11 protein-coding genes and 1 pseudogene are annotated in these 15213 nt (G+C 64.1%); 5 read left to right on the top strand and 7 right to left on the bottom strand.

All coding sequences use genetic code 11. From position 1 onward, the window contains the following. Positions 1 to 64 precede the first annotated feature (64 nt). Positions 65 to 1171, bottom strand: a pseudogene (locus tag ACT53K_RS13220) (integrase core domain-containing protein). 262 nt (positions 1172 to 1433) lie between these two features. Between ACT53K_RS13220 and ACT53K_RS13215 the strand changes: the two are divergent. The 3 genes from ACT53K_RS13215 to ACT53K_RS13205 all read left to right on the top strand — a co-directional run bounded on the left by ACT53K_RS13215 (position 1434) and on the right by ACT53K_RS13205 (position 5196). Continuing rightward, a complete protein-coding gene (locus tag ACT53K_RS13215; RefSeq protein ID WP_476229136.1) occupies positions 1434 to 2396 on the top strand; it encodes a LysR substrate-binding domain-containing protein in 963 nt (320 codons plus the stop codon). Positions 2397 to 2470: 74 nt separating this feature from the next. After that, on the top strand, positions 2471 to 3760 hold the full coding sequence (gabT, locus tag ACT53K_RS13210; RefSeq protein WP_476229135.1) for a 4-aminobutyrate--2-oxoglutarate transaminase: 1290 nt from the start codon (positions 2471 to 2473) through the stop codon (positions 3758 to 3760). Next, positions 3757 to 5196, top strand: a complete 1440-nt coding sequence (locus ACT53K_RS13205) for an NAD-dependent succinate-semialdehyde dehydrogenase (protein ID WP_476229134.1) — start codon at positions 3757 to 3759, stop codon at positions 5194 to 5196. The genes gabT and ACT53K_RS13205 overlap by 4 nt, the downstream gene beginning before the upstream one ends. Before the next feature lie 35 nt (positions 5197 to 5231). Here the strand turns inward: ACT53K_RS13205 and ACT53K_RS13200 are convergent, their stop codons facing one another. The 5 genes from ACT53K_RS13200 to ACT53K_RS13180 are packed head-to-tail and all read right to left on the bottom strand — an operon-like array spanning position 5232 to position 12615. After that, complete coding sequence (locus ACT53K_RS13200) at positions 5232 to 6383, bottom strand: serine hydrolase domain-containing protein (protein ID WP_476229133.1); 1152 nt, start codon at positions 6381 to 6383, stop codon at positions 5232 to 5234. A gap of 22 nt (positions 6384 to 6405) precedes the next feature. Beyond that, the gene (locus tag ACT53K_RS13195; protein WP_476229132.1) at positions 6406 to 7566 is read right to left on the bottom strand and encodes a hypothetical protein; all 1161 of its coding nucleotides are present in this window, start codon (positions 7564 to 7566) and stop codon (positions 6406 to 6408) included. Next, the gene (locus tag ACT53K_RS13190; RefSeq protein ID WP_476229131.1) at positions 7563 to 9902 is read right to left on the bottom strand and encodes a TonB-dependent receptor; all 2340 of its coding nucleotides are present in this window, start codon (positions 9900 to 9902) and stop codon (positions 7563 to 7565) included. Before ACT53K_RS13190 ends, ACT53K_RS13195 begins: the two co-directional genes overlap by 4 nt. Before the next feature lie 36 nt (positions 9903 to 9938). After that, positions 9939 to 11240 (bottom strand): NAD(P)/FAD-dependent oxidoreductase, encoded by a 1302-nt coding sequence (locus tag ACT53K_RS13185; protein WP_476229130.1) that lies wholly within the window; start codon positions 11238 to 11240, stop codon positions 9939 to 9941. A gap of 4 nt (positions 11241 to 11244) precedes the next feature. Beyond that, positions 11245 to 12615, bottom strand: a complete 1371-nt coding sequence (locus ACT53K_RS13180; RefSeq protein WP_476229129.1) for a glutamine synthetase family protein — start codon at positions 12613 to 12615, stop codon at positions 11245 to 11247. A 315-nt stretch (positions 12616 to 12930) separates the two neighbouring features. On the opposite strand from ACT53K_RS13180, the gene ACT53K_RS13175 reads away from it, so the two are divergent. Next, positions 12931 to 13671: a GntR family transcriptional regulator gene (locus ACT53K_RS13175; protein WP_476229128.1), complete on the top strand. Its 741-nt coding sequence runs from the start codon at positions 12931 to 12933 to the stop codon at positions 13669 to 13671. Here the strand turns inward: ACT53K_RS13175 and ACT53K_RS13170 are convergent. Continuing rightward, positions 13656 to 14231 carry a DUF3237 family protein gene (locus ACT53K_RS13170; RefSeq protein WP_476229127.1) on the bottom strand — a complete coding sequence of 192 codons (576 nt, stop codon included), beginning with the start codon at positions 14229 to 14231 and terminating at the stop codon, positions 13656 to 13658. The two genes, ACT53K_RS13175 and ACT53K_RS13170, sit on opposite strands and share 16 nt — an antisense overlap. Before the next feature lie 99 nt (positions 14232 to 14330). Here ACT53K_RS13170 and ACT53K_RS13165 point away from each other — a divergent pair, with 99 nt between their 5' ends. After that, entirely contained in the window at positions 14331 to 15167 is an 837-nt protein-coding gene (locus tag ACT53K_RS13165) for a type 1 glutamine amidotransferase (RefSeq protein ID WP_476229126.1), read from the top strand. The last annotated feature ends 46 nt before the right edge of the window (positions 15168 to 15213 follow it).

The following is a 15213-nucleotide window of genomic DNA, read 5'->3' as shown; positions in this document are numbered from 1 at the left end:
GGGGTCACCTTGGAGGCTGATGGCGACGGTGAGAATGAGCGACCAGTTTTTGAGGTGCATGTCGCTATTGTCGACTGGACTGCCTGCGATGACTGGTCCGGTTGCATAGTTGGTTGATATGCGCCTCCGATGCCAGCTTGGACGGGAGGCAGAGCGTAGCGGAGGCGAGCGGCCAAGCTGGCATCCTGATTGTTTCTGGGGCCGGCGGTCGATATCCGAGGCTGCTTTGGGGCCGTGCCCGGTTGTAATGATCGCGCCACCAGCCGGTGACGGCACGGACCTCCTCAAGCTGCAGAAGATCTCACCATTGAGCAGTTCGTCGCGTAGGCGAGCGTCGAAGCTTTCGATATCGCCGTTCTCCCAAGGGCTGCCGGGCTCGATGTAAAGCGTGGTCACGCCGAGCCGCACCAGCGTGTCCAACTCCCGGGCAACCCGCACGCCGGAGATGCTGGTGTCGCCCATCAGGCATAGGCTTTCGCGGCAGCAATCGTCATTGATCGCCAGGATACGCAGTCGCCGCGAAGCTCCGAAAGTGTCGGCAACGAAGTCCATCGACCAGCGGTCGTTCGGCCGCAGCGGCAGCGGCATTGTCGTGCGGCTGCCGCAGGCGTGCTTGCGCCCCCGCCGCCGGCGCACGGACAGCCCTTCTTCCCAGTACAACCGGTAGAGCTTCTTGTGGTTCATGACATGCCCCTTGCGTTCGAGCATGACGCCGACGCGCCGATAGCCGAAGCGGCGGCGTGGCGGCGATCTCGCGCATCTCCGCGCGGATCTCGGCATAGTCGGGCGGACGTTCTCGCCGAACCGTCTTCGGATCGACACCGAGCAGTATGCAGGCATGGCGCTGCTAGACCTGGTATGCCCGCATCACGCCAAGCGCCGCATCCCGTCGCTGCGACGGCGTCGTCAGACTTTTCCCAACAGATCCTTCAAGATCGCTTTATCCAGCACGCTCTCCGCCAAAAGCCGCTTCAGCTTCCCGTCCTCGTCCTTGAGCTGCCGCAGCCGCCGGGCGTCCGACACCTCCATCCCGCCATACTTCGCCTGCCGCTTGTAAAACGTCGCCGGGCTCAGCCGCATGCTTGCGGCAGACTTCCGCTGTCGGCAGCCCTGCCTCCTGCTCCTTGATCATCCCGATGATCTGTTCCTCGGAAAAACGGCTCTTCCTCATTCGTCTGCTCCTTCCTGGTGCAGACTCTACATCAAAGCGAGGGAGCCAACGGGGGGCAGGTCACGACAAACAAGGTGGAGGGCGCCTATAATCGCGCGGCCTATATGGAACGGCGGCGCGAACTGGCGGAGCTCTGGGCGGGAGTGCTGTCGGAAGGCTTGGTGGAGCCGGATGCGGTGCTGCCGCTTCCTGGAAAGGTTAATCCCTTCAACCAAGTAATCGAGCTCTTCCCGTGCGTAGCGCGGCAGGCCATAATCGGGTGATGCCCGCGCCGCCTCATACCCTGCCCGATGCCAGCGCGGTGCCCCCGCTGGCAATGCTGCGCGCCTTTGACGCATTTGGGCGGACCGGCGGCATTCGCAAGGCGGCCGAGGCGCTGGGCGTCGACCATGCCGCCGTGAGCCGACATCTGCGCGCGCTGGAAGATTTTGTCGGTACCGCCTTGGTCGATCGCGACACCCCTGGCGGCCATAGGCTAACCGAAGATGGTACGCGCTATCATGCGATTGTCGCCGGCGCGCTGGCGGAGATCGCTGGCGAGACGCGCCGACTGCGTCGCCGGGACGACGGCCGGCTTACGCTCTGGTGCGTGCCTGGCCTTGCCTTTCAGTGGCTGGCGCCCAGGCTGAACGGATTTACCGACGCGCATCCGGACATATCGCTGGAACTGCGGCCTAGCGATTCTCCGCCCGCTTTTCAGACCAGCCAGGTGGATGCCGACTTGCGCTATGTCCGCGATGGCGATGCGCCACCGACCGACGAGACTCGGCAGGTGGCACTTGCCCGACCGCCGGTCTTCCCGGTTTGTAGCCCAGGCTTTCTCGTGGCCAGCGGCTTGCCACCGACCAATGCGGCTGCGCTTTCCACTCTGCGGCTGCTCCACGAGGAAAGCGACCTCGAATGGCGGCTGTGGTTCGCGGCGCAGGGCGTCAGTCCTGCGGACGATGCGCTGCCCGGCCCGCGGCTTTGGCACGCCCATCTGGTGCTCGATGCTGCCCGGGCGGGGCACGGCATCGCGCTCGCCAATGCCTATCTACTCGGTGACGACCTCACCGCCGGGCGATTGGTGCGGATCGCGCCGGAGCACGGTGCCTTTGTCCAAACGAGCCTTGGCGCCTATGTCCTTACCGGTCGGCGGGATCGCTGGAACGAGCGCAGCGTCGCTGGCTTCCGTAGCTGGATCGAGCGCGAAATGCGCCGGTTTCGGGAGGGTGGTGACTCTTAGTCACCGATTGCGACCACCCCGACATCTACGCACCGGCCTGTAGCGCGTGCATGGAATTCGCTGAGGAGAATCCCATGTCGACCAATACTGCACTCGCCGCTCGCCACGCCCATGCCATTCCGCGCGGTGTGGCAACGGCCACAACGCTCTATGCCGATCGCGCGCTGAACGCGGAGATCTGGGATATAGAAGGCAAGCGCTATATCGATTTTGCCGGCGGCATCGCCGTGCTCAATGTCGGCCATCGCCATCCGCGCGTGATGGCGGCGGTGACGGCGCAGCTCGAACGCTTCAGCCACACCGCGTTTCAGGTGATGCCCTATGACGGCTATGTCGGATTGGCCGAGCGGATCAACGCGCGCGCGCCCGTTGCCGGGCCGGCCAAGACGATCTTCTTCACCACTGGTGCCGAGGCGGCCGAAAATTCAGTGAAGATCGCCCGCGCCGCCACGGGCCGCGACGTGGTGATCGCCTTCGCCGGCGGCTTTCACGGCCGCAGCCTCTATGCCTCAGCGCTGACTGGAAAGGTCGAGCCGTACAAAGCACCGTTTGGCGGCATGGCGGCGGGCGTATATCATGTGCCTTATCCGGCCGCCGAAGCCGGCATCACGATTGAGGACAGTCTGAAGGCCCTCGACTTCGTGTTTCGCGCCGATGTGTCCCCCAGCTCCGTCGCAGCGATCATCCTGGAGCCGGTACAGGGTGAGGGCGGCTTCTACATCGCCCCGCCGGAGTTCCTCCGCAAGCTGCGCGCAATCTGCGACGCACACGGCATTCTGCTGATCGCCGATGAAGTGCAGACCGGCTTTGCCCGTACCGGAAAGCTGTTCGCAGTGGAGCATAGCGACGTGAAGCCTGATCTGATCGCGATGGCAAAGTCGCTTGGGGGCGGCTTTCCGATTTCAGGCGTGACCGGTCGCGCCGACGTGATGGACGCAGTCGCGCCCGGCGGGCTGGGCGGCACCTATGCCGGATCTCCGGTGGCCTGCGCGGCTGCCCTGGCGGTGCTCGATGTGATCGAGGAAGAAGGACTGCTCGCGCGGGCGCTGGTAATCGGCGACACGCTGGTCGCGCGGCTCCAGGGTTTTGCGCAGCGTAATGACATGGTGGCGATCAGTGGCATCCGAACGCTGGGCGCGATGACGGCATTCGACGTGGTTGACCGCGCTACTGGCGAGCCTGCGCCGCAACTGGTCAAGGAGGTGCTCGCCCATGCCCGCGAGGCAGGGCTGATCCTGCTGTCATGCGGCGTCTATGGCCACACCATTCGCCTGCTGATGCCGCTGACGATTGAGGACGACGTGCTCGACGAGGGGCTGGCGATCCTCGAACAGGCGCTGGTTCGTGCGGGAGCGGCGGCATGAGTCTGCCGCTGCGGAACGAAGCCGGCTTCATCGATGGCGTATGGGTCGATGGCGCAGCGCGCATCACCGTTACCAATCCGGCGACGGGCGAAACGATCGGGTCTGTGCCCGATCTGGGCGCGGCCGGCGCGGAAGCGGCGGTCGATGCCGCGCACAGGGCGCTGCCCGGCTGGCGCGCGACGCCGCCGGCTGCGCGCGCCGAAATGCTCCGCCGCTGGTATGATGCGATCGTCGCGCATCAGGATGCACTCGCCCGGCTGATGGTGACAGAACAGGGTAAACCCCTGGCCGAGGCGACTGGCGAGATTGCCTATGCTGCCTCCTACGTCCGCTGGTTCGCCGAGGAAGCACGGCGCGCCTATGGCGAGATCATTCCGTCGAGCGATGATAGACGGTTGCTGGTGCTGCGTGAGGCTGTGGGGGTGGTCGCGGCAGTAACGCCGTGGAATTTCCCCGCAGCGATGATCACCCGCAAGGTGGCGCCCGCGCTGGCGATGGGCTGCACCGTGGTCCTCAAACCTTCCGAACTGACGCCGTTCACGGCGCTCGCGCTTGCGCAACTGGGCGCAGAGGCCGGCATTCCGGGCGGTGTGTTCAACGTAGTGACGGGGGCGCCGCAGGCGATCGGCACTGTACTGACCGACGACCCGCGGGTCCGCAAGTTCACTTTCACCGGATCGACGCCGGTGGGCAAGCTGCTCGCGGCGCGGTGCATGGGCACGGTGAAGCGGGTGTCGCTCGAACTCGGCGGCAATGCGCCGTTCCTGGTGTTCGACGATGCCGATCTGGATGCGGCGGTGGCGGGGCTGATCGCTTCGAAATTCCGCAACAGTGGCCAGACCTGCGTCTGCGCCAACCGCATCTATGTCCAGCGCGGCATCCATGCCCGGTTCGCCGAGGCACTGGTACGCGCCGCCGCGAAGTTGCAGCCGGGCGAGGGAATTGTCCCGGGTGTCAACCAGGGGCCGCTGATCAACACCGCTGCCGTGGAAAAGGCCGAGCGGCACGTCGCCGATGCAGTAGCGCGTGGCGGCAAACTGATGCTGGGCGGTACGCGGCTCGATCGGCCGGGTAGCTTCTTCGCACCGACGGTGATCGACGGCGTGCCTGCCGATGCGCTGCTCTGCCGCGAAGAGACGTTCGCGCCAGTCGCCGGGCTGGTGGTGTTTGACGACGAGGCAGATGCAATCCGGTTGGCGAACGATACCAGCGCGGGCCTTGCCGCCTATTGTTTCACCAGCGACCATCGCCGCATCTGGCGCATCAGCCGGGCGCTTGAATATGGCATGGTGGGGATCAACACCGGGCTGATCTCGTCCGAAGTCGCGCCGTTCGGTGGCGTGAAGGAATCAGGCATCGGTCGCGAAGGCTCGCACTTCGGGCTTGATGACTATGCCGAGCTGAAGCTGGTCTGCGACGCAGATCCTGTGGCCTGAGTAGCGCGGGCGGGGGCTTCTCCCCGCCCGTTTCCTTATCCCCGCTGTGCCGTCGCCGCTTCGCCGATGGCGTGGCAGAGCGCGAAGTGGCGGCGATCGACCAGTTCTTCCTCATCATGGTCCTGGCCATAGGGCGCGTGCGCCGTGGTCTTGGCGATCACCACATCGTTGGCGCGATCGACCCAGATCATCTGGTGATAGACACCCAGCGCGCTGAACACGCCGCTCTCGTCAGGTAGCCACCACTGATAGGCATAGCCCCAGGGATAGTTGGCGGAGGCGCGGCGACCGGGTTTCAGATGTGGCGCAGTCACGGTCGAGCAGGCATCGGGCCAGCCGGCTTGCAGCAATAGCCGTCCGTCGGGCGTGCAACCCCCACGTCGCATCATTTCGCCCAGCTTGGCCATGTCGCGCAGGCTGACGCTGAGGCCCATGCCCGCCGCTTCCATGCCGGTCGCGTCCACGGCGATGAAGGCGTCGTCCTCCATTCCCAGCGGTTCCCACAAAGAGCGCTGGAGATATTCCGACAGTGACGTGCCGGTGGCACGCACCAGCACCATGCCGAGCACATGGGTGTCGCAGCTATTGTAACGGTTGAAGGTGCCGGGTTCGAACTCGCGCGGCAGCGATGCGCAAACGCTGTCGAAACCCGGTCCGCCGGCCAGCGCGGCTGCGAAGCGCGCAACGTCCGAATGCGGGTCGCCATAATCCTCGTTCCAGCGCACGCCCGATGACATGTTGAGCACATCGTGCAGCCGCACGCCTGCATAGCCCGATCCCTTGAGCTCAGGCGCGTACAGGTCGACCGGATCCTCGACCGATCCGATCGCCCCGTCGCGCAGCGCAACGGCGATCAGCGTTGAGATAAAGCTCTTGGTGCAGGAGAAGATCGACGCCTGGGTATCGGGCGCATAGCCGTGCCAGTTCTGCGCATGCACCAGCGCTCCCCGGTGCAGCACCATCAGCCCGGTGGTCGTCACCGATTCCAGGAACGCCTGGGTGTCGAGTGTCTCCCCGTCGCATACGAAGCTGCCGGGCAGGACGAAACTGTCTCGGGCCTCCGCCGGGCGGTGCGCTGTTCGTGCCCGCTCAATGCGGCGCGAGGGGTGAATAGTGCCCATACGGCGGAAATTTTCCACCTGCGGGACGCCCCGAAACAGTTCGGGATCTTTGGTCAGCCAGGCCATGCTTTTCAGTGTCCCAGAAAGATCAGGCGTGGGCACGCTCGGGCGAGCGGCAGGCTGCAGCGAACAGCAGCACGGCACCCAGCCCGAACAACAGGCCCACCAGATAGGCCGGCCGGACCGTATCCGCCGACACAAAATTGGCAGCCACGAGCGGCCCCAAGCTGAGCCCGATCATCTGCGCGGCAGCCGTCAGGTACAGGGCCTGCTTCTCGTGCTCGATCTCGCAGATCAGCTTGATACTCAGCGGCAGCAGCGCCAGCCAGCAATAGCCCATCACCATATTGGCCAGCACGAATTGCAGCGCGTTGCCCGGATGTCCCAGCCAGAACACCGATGCCGCGAGCGTCAGGCTGCCCAGTAACAGCGCAGGCCCTGCGGGAAGCCGATAACCGAACACCGCCACGCTGGTCGCTCCGCCTACTTGCGCCAGAATGCCCAGTGCCGCCGAAATCGCCAGCGTATCGGCGCCAAAGCCGTGCGCACGCGCTGTAGAGTCGAGGAACACCCAGCCGGAAATGACAGCCGCATTCTGCGCGACGATCGCCAGCAGTACCAGATAGGCACCGACCGGCCATCGCCTCCAACCGGTGATGGGCATCCGCATCGGCACAGGTCGGTGCCGGATCGCCAGCGCCGCCACAGCGCCCGTGATTCCCACCGCAGCCATAAGGAGAAAGCTGCCCGCGGCGCCGAACGCCGGCAGGATGTGCGTCGGGATCAGATAAGAAACCACTGCGACGATGCTGTTCGACACGGCAAGAAAGAGCGCGTTCATCCGCTCCGGATCGCCCCCCGAGAACAGCACGACGAAGCAGCCGGCGAGAATCGCGCCTTCCGCCAGCCCGCACAGCATCCGGACTGGCAACAGCAGCAGTGGATGGGGCAAATAGGGCGTCACGAGGTTACACAACGCCATAATCGTCGCCACCACGGTCAGCTTGAGGTGGAGTGATCCCCGGCTGAACCAGCCGGGGAGAACCGCCGAGGTCAGCGCAATGCCGGCCGTCTCCAGCCCGGCGATCTGCCCGAGCTGGCTTTCCGTGATGGTCCCCTGCACAACCAGGGGGCCGAACGCCAGCGGCTGTAGCGAGAGGATGATGACACCGGCGAGCCCGCACAGGAGCGCCGCTGCTACATCCCCCCTGGCGGGGCCCTGAAGAAGGCCGCTGCCACCGCCGCTCACCACTTGTAACCAAGGCTGATGCCGATCGAACGCGGCTCGCCATAGACTCTGTAGTAACTGCCCACGCCGTCATTGCCGGCATCGGTGATATAGGCCTTATCGAAAATGTTCTTCGACCACAGCGACACCGTCCAATGCTGCTGGGATTCAAGCGACAACCGGGCATTGCCAATGCCATAGCCGGGCACGCCGCGCAGGGCATGGTCGACCGCAGTGAGCCCCTGGCGCAGTGTCGAGCGGAAATTATAGTCGAACGCGCCGGTCAGCGACAGCCCCGTGCCTACCGGTCGGGTATAGCTGGCGGTAAGGTTGCCGCTCCAGGTCGGGGCATAATCGAGGCGTTGCCCTTGCCAGGGAATCGACTGATTATCGAACGAGAACTGGACCTTGTCCGAATTGGTGATCTTGGTCTTGAGGTAGCCGATGTCGGCCCCCAGCCGCAGCCCGGTAACGGGGCGTGCCACGATGCCCAACTCCGCACCAAAATTATAGCCATCGCCGATGTTGGTCAGGCGGAAGGCAAATTGGCCAGGCGTCAGCGTGCTTGGCAGTGTCGTGAATGCCTGGATGTTCTTGTGGTCGTAATAGAAGACCGATCCGTTCACCTGCAGCTTGCGGTCCAGCCATTCGGTCTTGAAGCCACCCTCGAAGTTGAGGATCGTTTCTTCCTTGTACGGCAGCGTGTCGTCGGTGGTCTGGGGGAAGCCGCCGGGAATGCCACCTGACTTGTAGCCCCGCGAGATGGTCAGATAGAGCATCTTGTGGTCGATCGGCGTGTAGCTGAGCGTCGCCGAGCCGGTCCAGTGATCGCCCAGCTTATAATCGCGGTCGATCGTGCCGATGGGGATCAGATCGATTCCGTTCGGAGCGGGAAAGCTGGTGATCCTGCGAAAGCCGGTGCGGCCGTCGCGATAGCTGGTCTTCTCGTCCGAATAGCGCAGCGAACCGCTGAACGTCAGCTTCGACGCCAGATCATAATCGAACTGGCCGTAAAGACCCCAATATTCGGTCTTCTGGCGGTAGGTTACGTCGAGGTACAGATCCTGCAGGTTCAGCCCGAAGATAGGATTGAAAGTATCGAAAAGCAGCGGGTTCTGCGTCCAGTCGAACTGCTTGAACTCGCCGAAGCGGTAGTTGGTGTACAGCGCGCCGAATTGCCACCGCAGCGGTCCTTTCCCCGCAGAAGAGAGGCGCAGTTCCTGATTGAAGTTGCGCAGCTTGGCGCGCTCCGTCCAGCCGCCGAGGCGAAGCTGGGTGGCGTCGTAGTCGAAGTTGAAGCCGAAATTGAAGCTGTCGAACCCGGTGATCGAGGTGAGCGTCGTGCTTCCCAGATCGGCCGAGAGGTTCAGTGTGGCGGCGAATTCCTCATTGTCCAGCCGGTTGCCGGTCTGCGACAATACGCGGCTGCCATTGTTCGACTGTGCCGCTGCGCCTGCCAATCCCGGTTGCACTGCTTGCGCGAAGGTGAGGCAATTGGCCTGATCCAGCCGGCCGGCCAGAATGGCAGGACAAAAGGCGGGAGCCGTTGCCGAGCCGGCCGTGTAGGCGGTCGCGTAGGCGCCTTCTGCTGTCGCGAGCGTCGTGTCGCTCTTGTCACGCGAATAATAGAGCTTCAACTTGGCGGTGATCGGTCCCAACTCGCTGTGGAGCAGGCCGCGCGCGGCGATACGGTCCGGTTCGCCCCATTTACGACCGCCGGCGAGGCTGGTCTGCCAACCGCCGCCCAGACTGCCGTCGCTCAGGAACGACAGACGGACTGCCGTAGTGTCGCTCAGCGTCAGCGACTGAGCCGCTTCGATGCGATAGCGGTTCCAGGAGCCATAGTCGATGTTGACATAGCCGTCCTTGTCGCCCGGCCGGGCCTCGTGCGACAGGATCTGCACCGCGCCGCCAATGGCGTTGCGGCCGTACAGGCCCGATTGCGGCCCCTTCAGCACTTCGACGCGCTGCAGGTCGAAGATGCCGCCGGCGCCCATCACGAGCGAAGGCTGGTAGACATCGTCAATGTAGATCGCCGTTGACGGGCTGTTGTTGACGTTGAAGTCGAACAGCGAAACGCCGCGGATGGTCCAGTTGGGCTGGCTGCCACCCTTGTCCTGGTAAATCTGGGTATTGCTGACGCCCTTGCCGATTTCGTCGACCGTACGGACCGACTGTTCGCGCAAGGCGTCGCCAGAGATGGCGGTGATCGCGATCGGCACGGCTTGAACATTCTGTTCGCGCTTTTGCGCCGTGACGACGATTTCCTGGTCGCTGGCCGGGGCGTCGCTCTTCTGCGCTAGTGCCGGTTGAGCGAAGAGGGATAAAAAGGATACGGATGCCAAAAGATGGCGCATTGCACTCTCCCCTTCATGAAACCAGGCTCCAATATTTTAGATGCCCAGCTTGTCTCTCAGCCCGTAATACCACGAGCCAAGCACACAATATGGAACGCGAAACACCTTTCCTCCCACAAACGGAATGTAGGGAAGATTTGCAAATACATCGAATTTAGTCAGCTGATTATCAATCGCTTCCGCCAACCTGCGTCCTAGCATTTGCGTGGTAGTTACGCCGTGCCCACTATCCCCCTGCGAATAGTAAACGGATTCGGAGACTCGCCCGACTTGCGGATATCGGGTCATCGTCAGCGCGAAATTGCCGCTCCACACGAAATCGACCTGCACACCGCGCAGTTGTGGGAACGTCTTGTAAAGCTGGGGTAGGATCTTGCCCCTGATATTGGCCGGATCGACGCCGCCATAGACCGAGCCGCCGCCATAGAGGATGCGATGATCGGCCGAGCGGCGGTAATAGTCCGGAATGTAGCGGGTATCTTCCATCGCCGCGTTCGAGGGGAGGAGCTGGTTCACCAGCTCCTCACCCAACACTTCGGTGGCGATGATCTGGCTGGAGACCGGAAGGACACGGCCGGATAGATCGGGCGCCGCATCCCCCAGATAGGCGTTACCGCACACCAGCACCTTGTTGGCGAACACGCGCCCCTTGGCGGTGTGGACCACCGGTTGAGCGCCGCGATCCACATGGGTGACGCGCGATCCTTCGAAGATGCGACCGCCCAGCGCCTCGAACGCGGCCGCTTCGCCCAGCACATAGTTGAGCGGGTGCATATGGCCGCCGCGCGGATCGAGATAGCCGCCGAGATAGCGGTCGCTGTTGACCACGCTGCGGATTGCATCGCCTTCTAACAACTGGACATCGGTGAAGCCGTGGCGGTGCCATTCTTCCACGCGCCCGCGCAGGAAGCGCATATGCGCCTCGTGCATGCCGACGATGCTGTTGCCGTCGCGCAGGTCGCACGCGATGCCGTATTTCGCCACGCGGGCGCGGATGATATCCGATCCTTCGCGCGCCATTTCGCCGAACCGCTTTTCGGCCTCGACGCCATAATGTTTGCGGACTTCAGCGAGCTTTCGGCTGTATCCGTTGACGAGCTGGCCGCCATTGCGGCCCGATGCGCCCCAGCCAACGCGCTCGCCTTCGACCACGATTACTTTGTAGCCGCGCTCCGCCAGTTCGAGCGCCGCCGACATGCCGGTGAAGCCGGCACCCACGACCGCAATGTCGCACCGTTCGTCGCCCAGCAGCTCGGGGCGCTCAGGGGCCGGATTGGCCGATGCGGCGTAATAGGAGGGCAGGCCCGCATAGGGCAGGCGGATCGGCTGATGCTCCATGGTTTTACACGGTCCCCAGATAGGTTTCGTATTCGGCGTCGGTCACGCGGGCGAGCAGGCCGTCAAAATCCTGCCACTTGCACGCGGCGATGACGTGCCGGACGTCCGTGCCGAACTGGCGCGCAATGAAATCGGATTGCTCGAAGCGCGTGATCGCACTGCGCCAGTCGAGCGGCAGCGGCGTGCCTTGCGGCGCGGTTGCTGCAGCATCCTGCGGTACGCCGGGGTCTAGCCGGTGCTCCAGACCATCATGCACACCTGCGAGCAGCGCAGCGAGCACCAGATACGGATTGGCGTCGGCACCGGGTACGCGAAGCTCCATGCGGATCGCACGCGGATCGCCATCGATCAGGCGCAGCGCGGCGGTGCGATCGCCCCAGCCCCAGGCGGCGGCGGTCGGCGCGTGGCTGTTGCGGCGGAAGCGGCGATAGGAATTGCCATGCGGCGCGAACAGCAGCATCGCATCGGCCATCGACCCGACAACGCCGCCGGCGGCATGGAGTAGCGCCGGGGCGGCGCCGCCGTCCGCTGCCGCAAAATGCGGTGCCCCCTGTGCATTCAACAGGCTTACATGGACGTGCATCCCGCTGCCGGCCAGCGCGCCGAACGGCTTTGCCATGAAGCAGGCGCGCATGCCGTGCCGCCGTGCGACCGCCTTGACGATGCGCTTCAGCAACACGGCGTGGTCGGCGGCGAGGCACGGGTCTGCGACATGTTCGAGGTTGATCTCGAACTGGCCGGGGCTGTTTTCGTGCAGGATCGCTTCGGACGGGATGCGCTGCATCCGGCACGCCGCAACCACTTCGTTCATGAAGGCTTCGTGCTCGCCGAGCAATTCGACCGACAGGATGTTGCCTGCGGCCTCGGGCTGCTCGCCATCGCCGGGCAGGGCAGCGCGAAAGGGGCGCGGCGCGCCGGGCGCGTCTGCCAGGAGGTAGAATTCGAGTTCGACCGCAGCGATGGCGGTCAGGCCTCGGCCGGCGAGCCGGGACACCTGACGCGCCAGGATTGCGCGCGGATCGGCGAAATAGGGCGCACCGCTCGCTTCACGCATCGTAAGCAGCACCTGTGCGGTCGGCACGGCTGCCCAGGGAAGCTGGGCGACCGAACTTGCAACCGGAAAGCAAAGGCCATCCGGGTCGCCCGTTCCAAAGGCCAGACCTGCGGCCTCGACGTCGCAACCCCAGATGTCCTGGGCGTACAGCGAGCGGGGCAGCGGCAGGCCCTTTTCGGCCAGCCCCCGCGCTTTTGCTGCCGGCACCCATTTGCCGCGCGGCACGCCGTTCACGTCGACCAGAAACGCCTCGACTCGCTCCACGGGCCCACAGGCGTCCAGCGCTTCAAGGAAAGAGGAGGTGGCATCGCTGCGTGTCATATTGTGATCACATATCGCGCCCATTATGCACCGTCAAGCGGAGCGCCTGGCGATCTCGCACGGAAATAAAGTGATCATTTCTTCTGTCGCCGACGCATATGCGCCGATCTCATCGCCGCTCGCGCATTGAAATTGCCCGTCTTTTCCCGCTTGCGGCAGCAATGTATTTTTCGTGATCACAAATGTCCGCCCCTCCCGTTATGGGCAACACCGCAAGATAGAGGAGGATTCTAGCGATTCCTGCGAATCGCAATGGCTATGCGCGTCGGGCCGGCGGCGCTTGCAACGGCAACTAGTGATCACTATCTGGCTCCCATGGGCATCAGGGACATTGCCGCCGACCGGCAAGGCGACAACGACATCGGCGCGCGCGCGGAAACCGTCGCCAATCGGGTGTTTCACCAGCTCCGCGAGGATATATTGCTTGGCCGCATCGCTCCCGGCCAATCGTTGACGATCCGTGGATTGGCCGAGCAGATGGGCGTCAGCGCCATGCCGGTGCGCGAGGCGCTGCGCCGCCTGATTGCCGAGCAGGCACTGGAGATGCAGGACAATCGTCGCGTCCGTATTCCGGCGATGACGATCGAGCGATTCGAGGATCTGCTTGCCGCGCGCGTCACGCTGGAAACCGAAGCCGCCGAACGGGCGCTCCCCTATATCGATCAGGCGCGGCTGCGGCTGCTCGAGCAGATCGATCAGGAAGTGAACGAAGCCACCCATGGTGAGCAATATGACCGTTGGATGGACCGCAATTTCGCGTTTCACGCCTGCATATACGACGCGCGACCGGGTTCCGCATTTCGCGCGTTGATCGAATCGGTATGGCTTCAACTGGGGCCGTTCATGCGCCAGGCCCTGATCCAGATCGACGAACATTATCCCGAGGATCGTCACGCAGAGGCCTTGAACGCAATCCGTGACCGGAACCGTACGGCGCTGCGGATCGCTATCGAAGCAGACATTCGCGATGGCATTTCGCACATCGGCAACCTGTTGATCCGCGGGGAAGCGAAGCGGACCCAGCCCCGCCGTCGCGCCGCTCAGGCCAACTTGTAAACTGCGATCCGCACGCCGGGCCGCGAACCTTCCACCGGCGCAATCGTGCCGGTGAAAATGTGGCGGTTGAGCCAGGCATAGCGCCCCTCCTGCACTTCGAAGCTGGGGGTGGAAACCGCATAGTCCGCTGGCCAGCCGTCGGTTTTGCCGTACCAAAGGCCGCGATTGACGACGTGGATCTGCACACCATCGTCTGTCTCCATGAAATAGTCGGCGCACAGTTCGAAATAGCGGTCTGTGCGTTGCAGCTGCCAGTCGGCTCCGCCGGGGACGATCCGCCCGCGAAAGCCAGGTCCGGCAAAGGCACCGCCCGTGATCGGGGCGCGGAAACGCTTGCCCACCGGAGTGGTGCCATGGGGAACGGTGTCGGCAAGCCAGACCAGCGCGTCGTACACAAATTGCAGGCGTGGCACGGCCGGGCGCGTGGCGGGGGGCAGCATGGCCCAGGCTGCCGTTGCCCCGCCATCCTGCACACCCCCCGCATCCTGACCGAAAGCGGGGGCGCCGGCCCCCAGAGCCGCTGCTACGCCCAGCGCAGTTCGCCGCGACACATACGACATCGCATTCCTCACATTGTGATCACATAATGGATCATGTGCCTTGTCATCTGTCAATGTCGGGCTATGGTATTATGTGATCACATTTTCAGGGCATGCATAATGGTTCGTCTGTTGATGATGGAGGGAAACCCTCGTGCGGCGCGCGAACGCGCCCAGGCGAGCGGCGTCCGGACGCCGGGGGAGACCTATGCAGAGGCGATCTGCGGCGTCGCTCCGCACGTGCAGATCGATACCTATTTCGGCGCAGATGCATGCGCTGCGCTGCCGCCCGGCCGCAGTTTAGGCGACTATGCGGGCTTCGTTGTCACCGGCTCATCGCTCCACGCCTATGATGCAGAGCCGGCGGTGCGGCGCCAGATCGAAATGGTCCGCGCAGCCGCCGACGCCGGCCTGCCCATCCTCGGCAGTTGCTGGGGTTTGCAGATCGCCGCGATAGCGGGCGGAGGCATGGTCGCGCGCAATCCCGGACGAGGCGAACTCGGCATCGCCCGCAAGATCGTTCCTACGCAGGCGGGACGCGACCACCCCTTGCTTCGGGGCCGGGGCGCGGCATTCGATGCACCGTGCATCCATTATGATGATGTTGTGCGCTTGCCGGAAGGCAGCACGCTGATCGCCGGCAATGACCATTGCCCGGTGCAGGCGGCAGTGATTCCGCTGGGGCGCAGCGCGGTGTGGGGGGTGCAATATCATCCCGAGTTCGATCTGCCGCATATCGCGGATCTCTACGCCTATTATGCCACGGACTTGGTAGCGGGCGGGTTTTTCGAGGATGCAGCCGCGCTGGCAGGGCATATCGCAGCGCTGCAGGCCGCGAACGCCGGCGGCCCCCACAGCGCCGCCGCCTGGCAACTAGGGCTTGACGCGGATCTGCTCGACCCCGCGCGCCGCCGCACCGAGATTCGCAACTGGTTGCAATATCTGGGCGTCATGTAAGTGAGCAGCCCCTTCTGAGTGGCACATCCACTATCGAAGTCTGGAT

This window comes from Sphingomonas sp. DMC8, from assembly GCF_056314185.1.
This window is presented reverse-complemented; position numbering and strand designations above follow the sequence as displayed.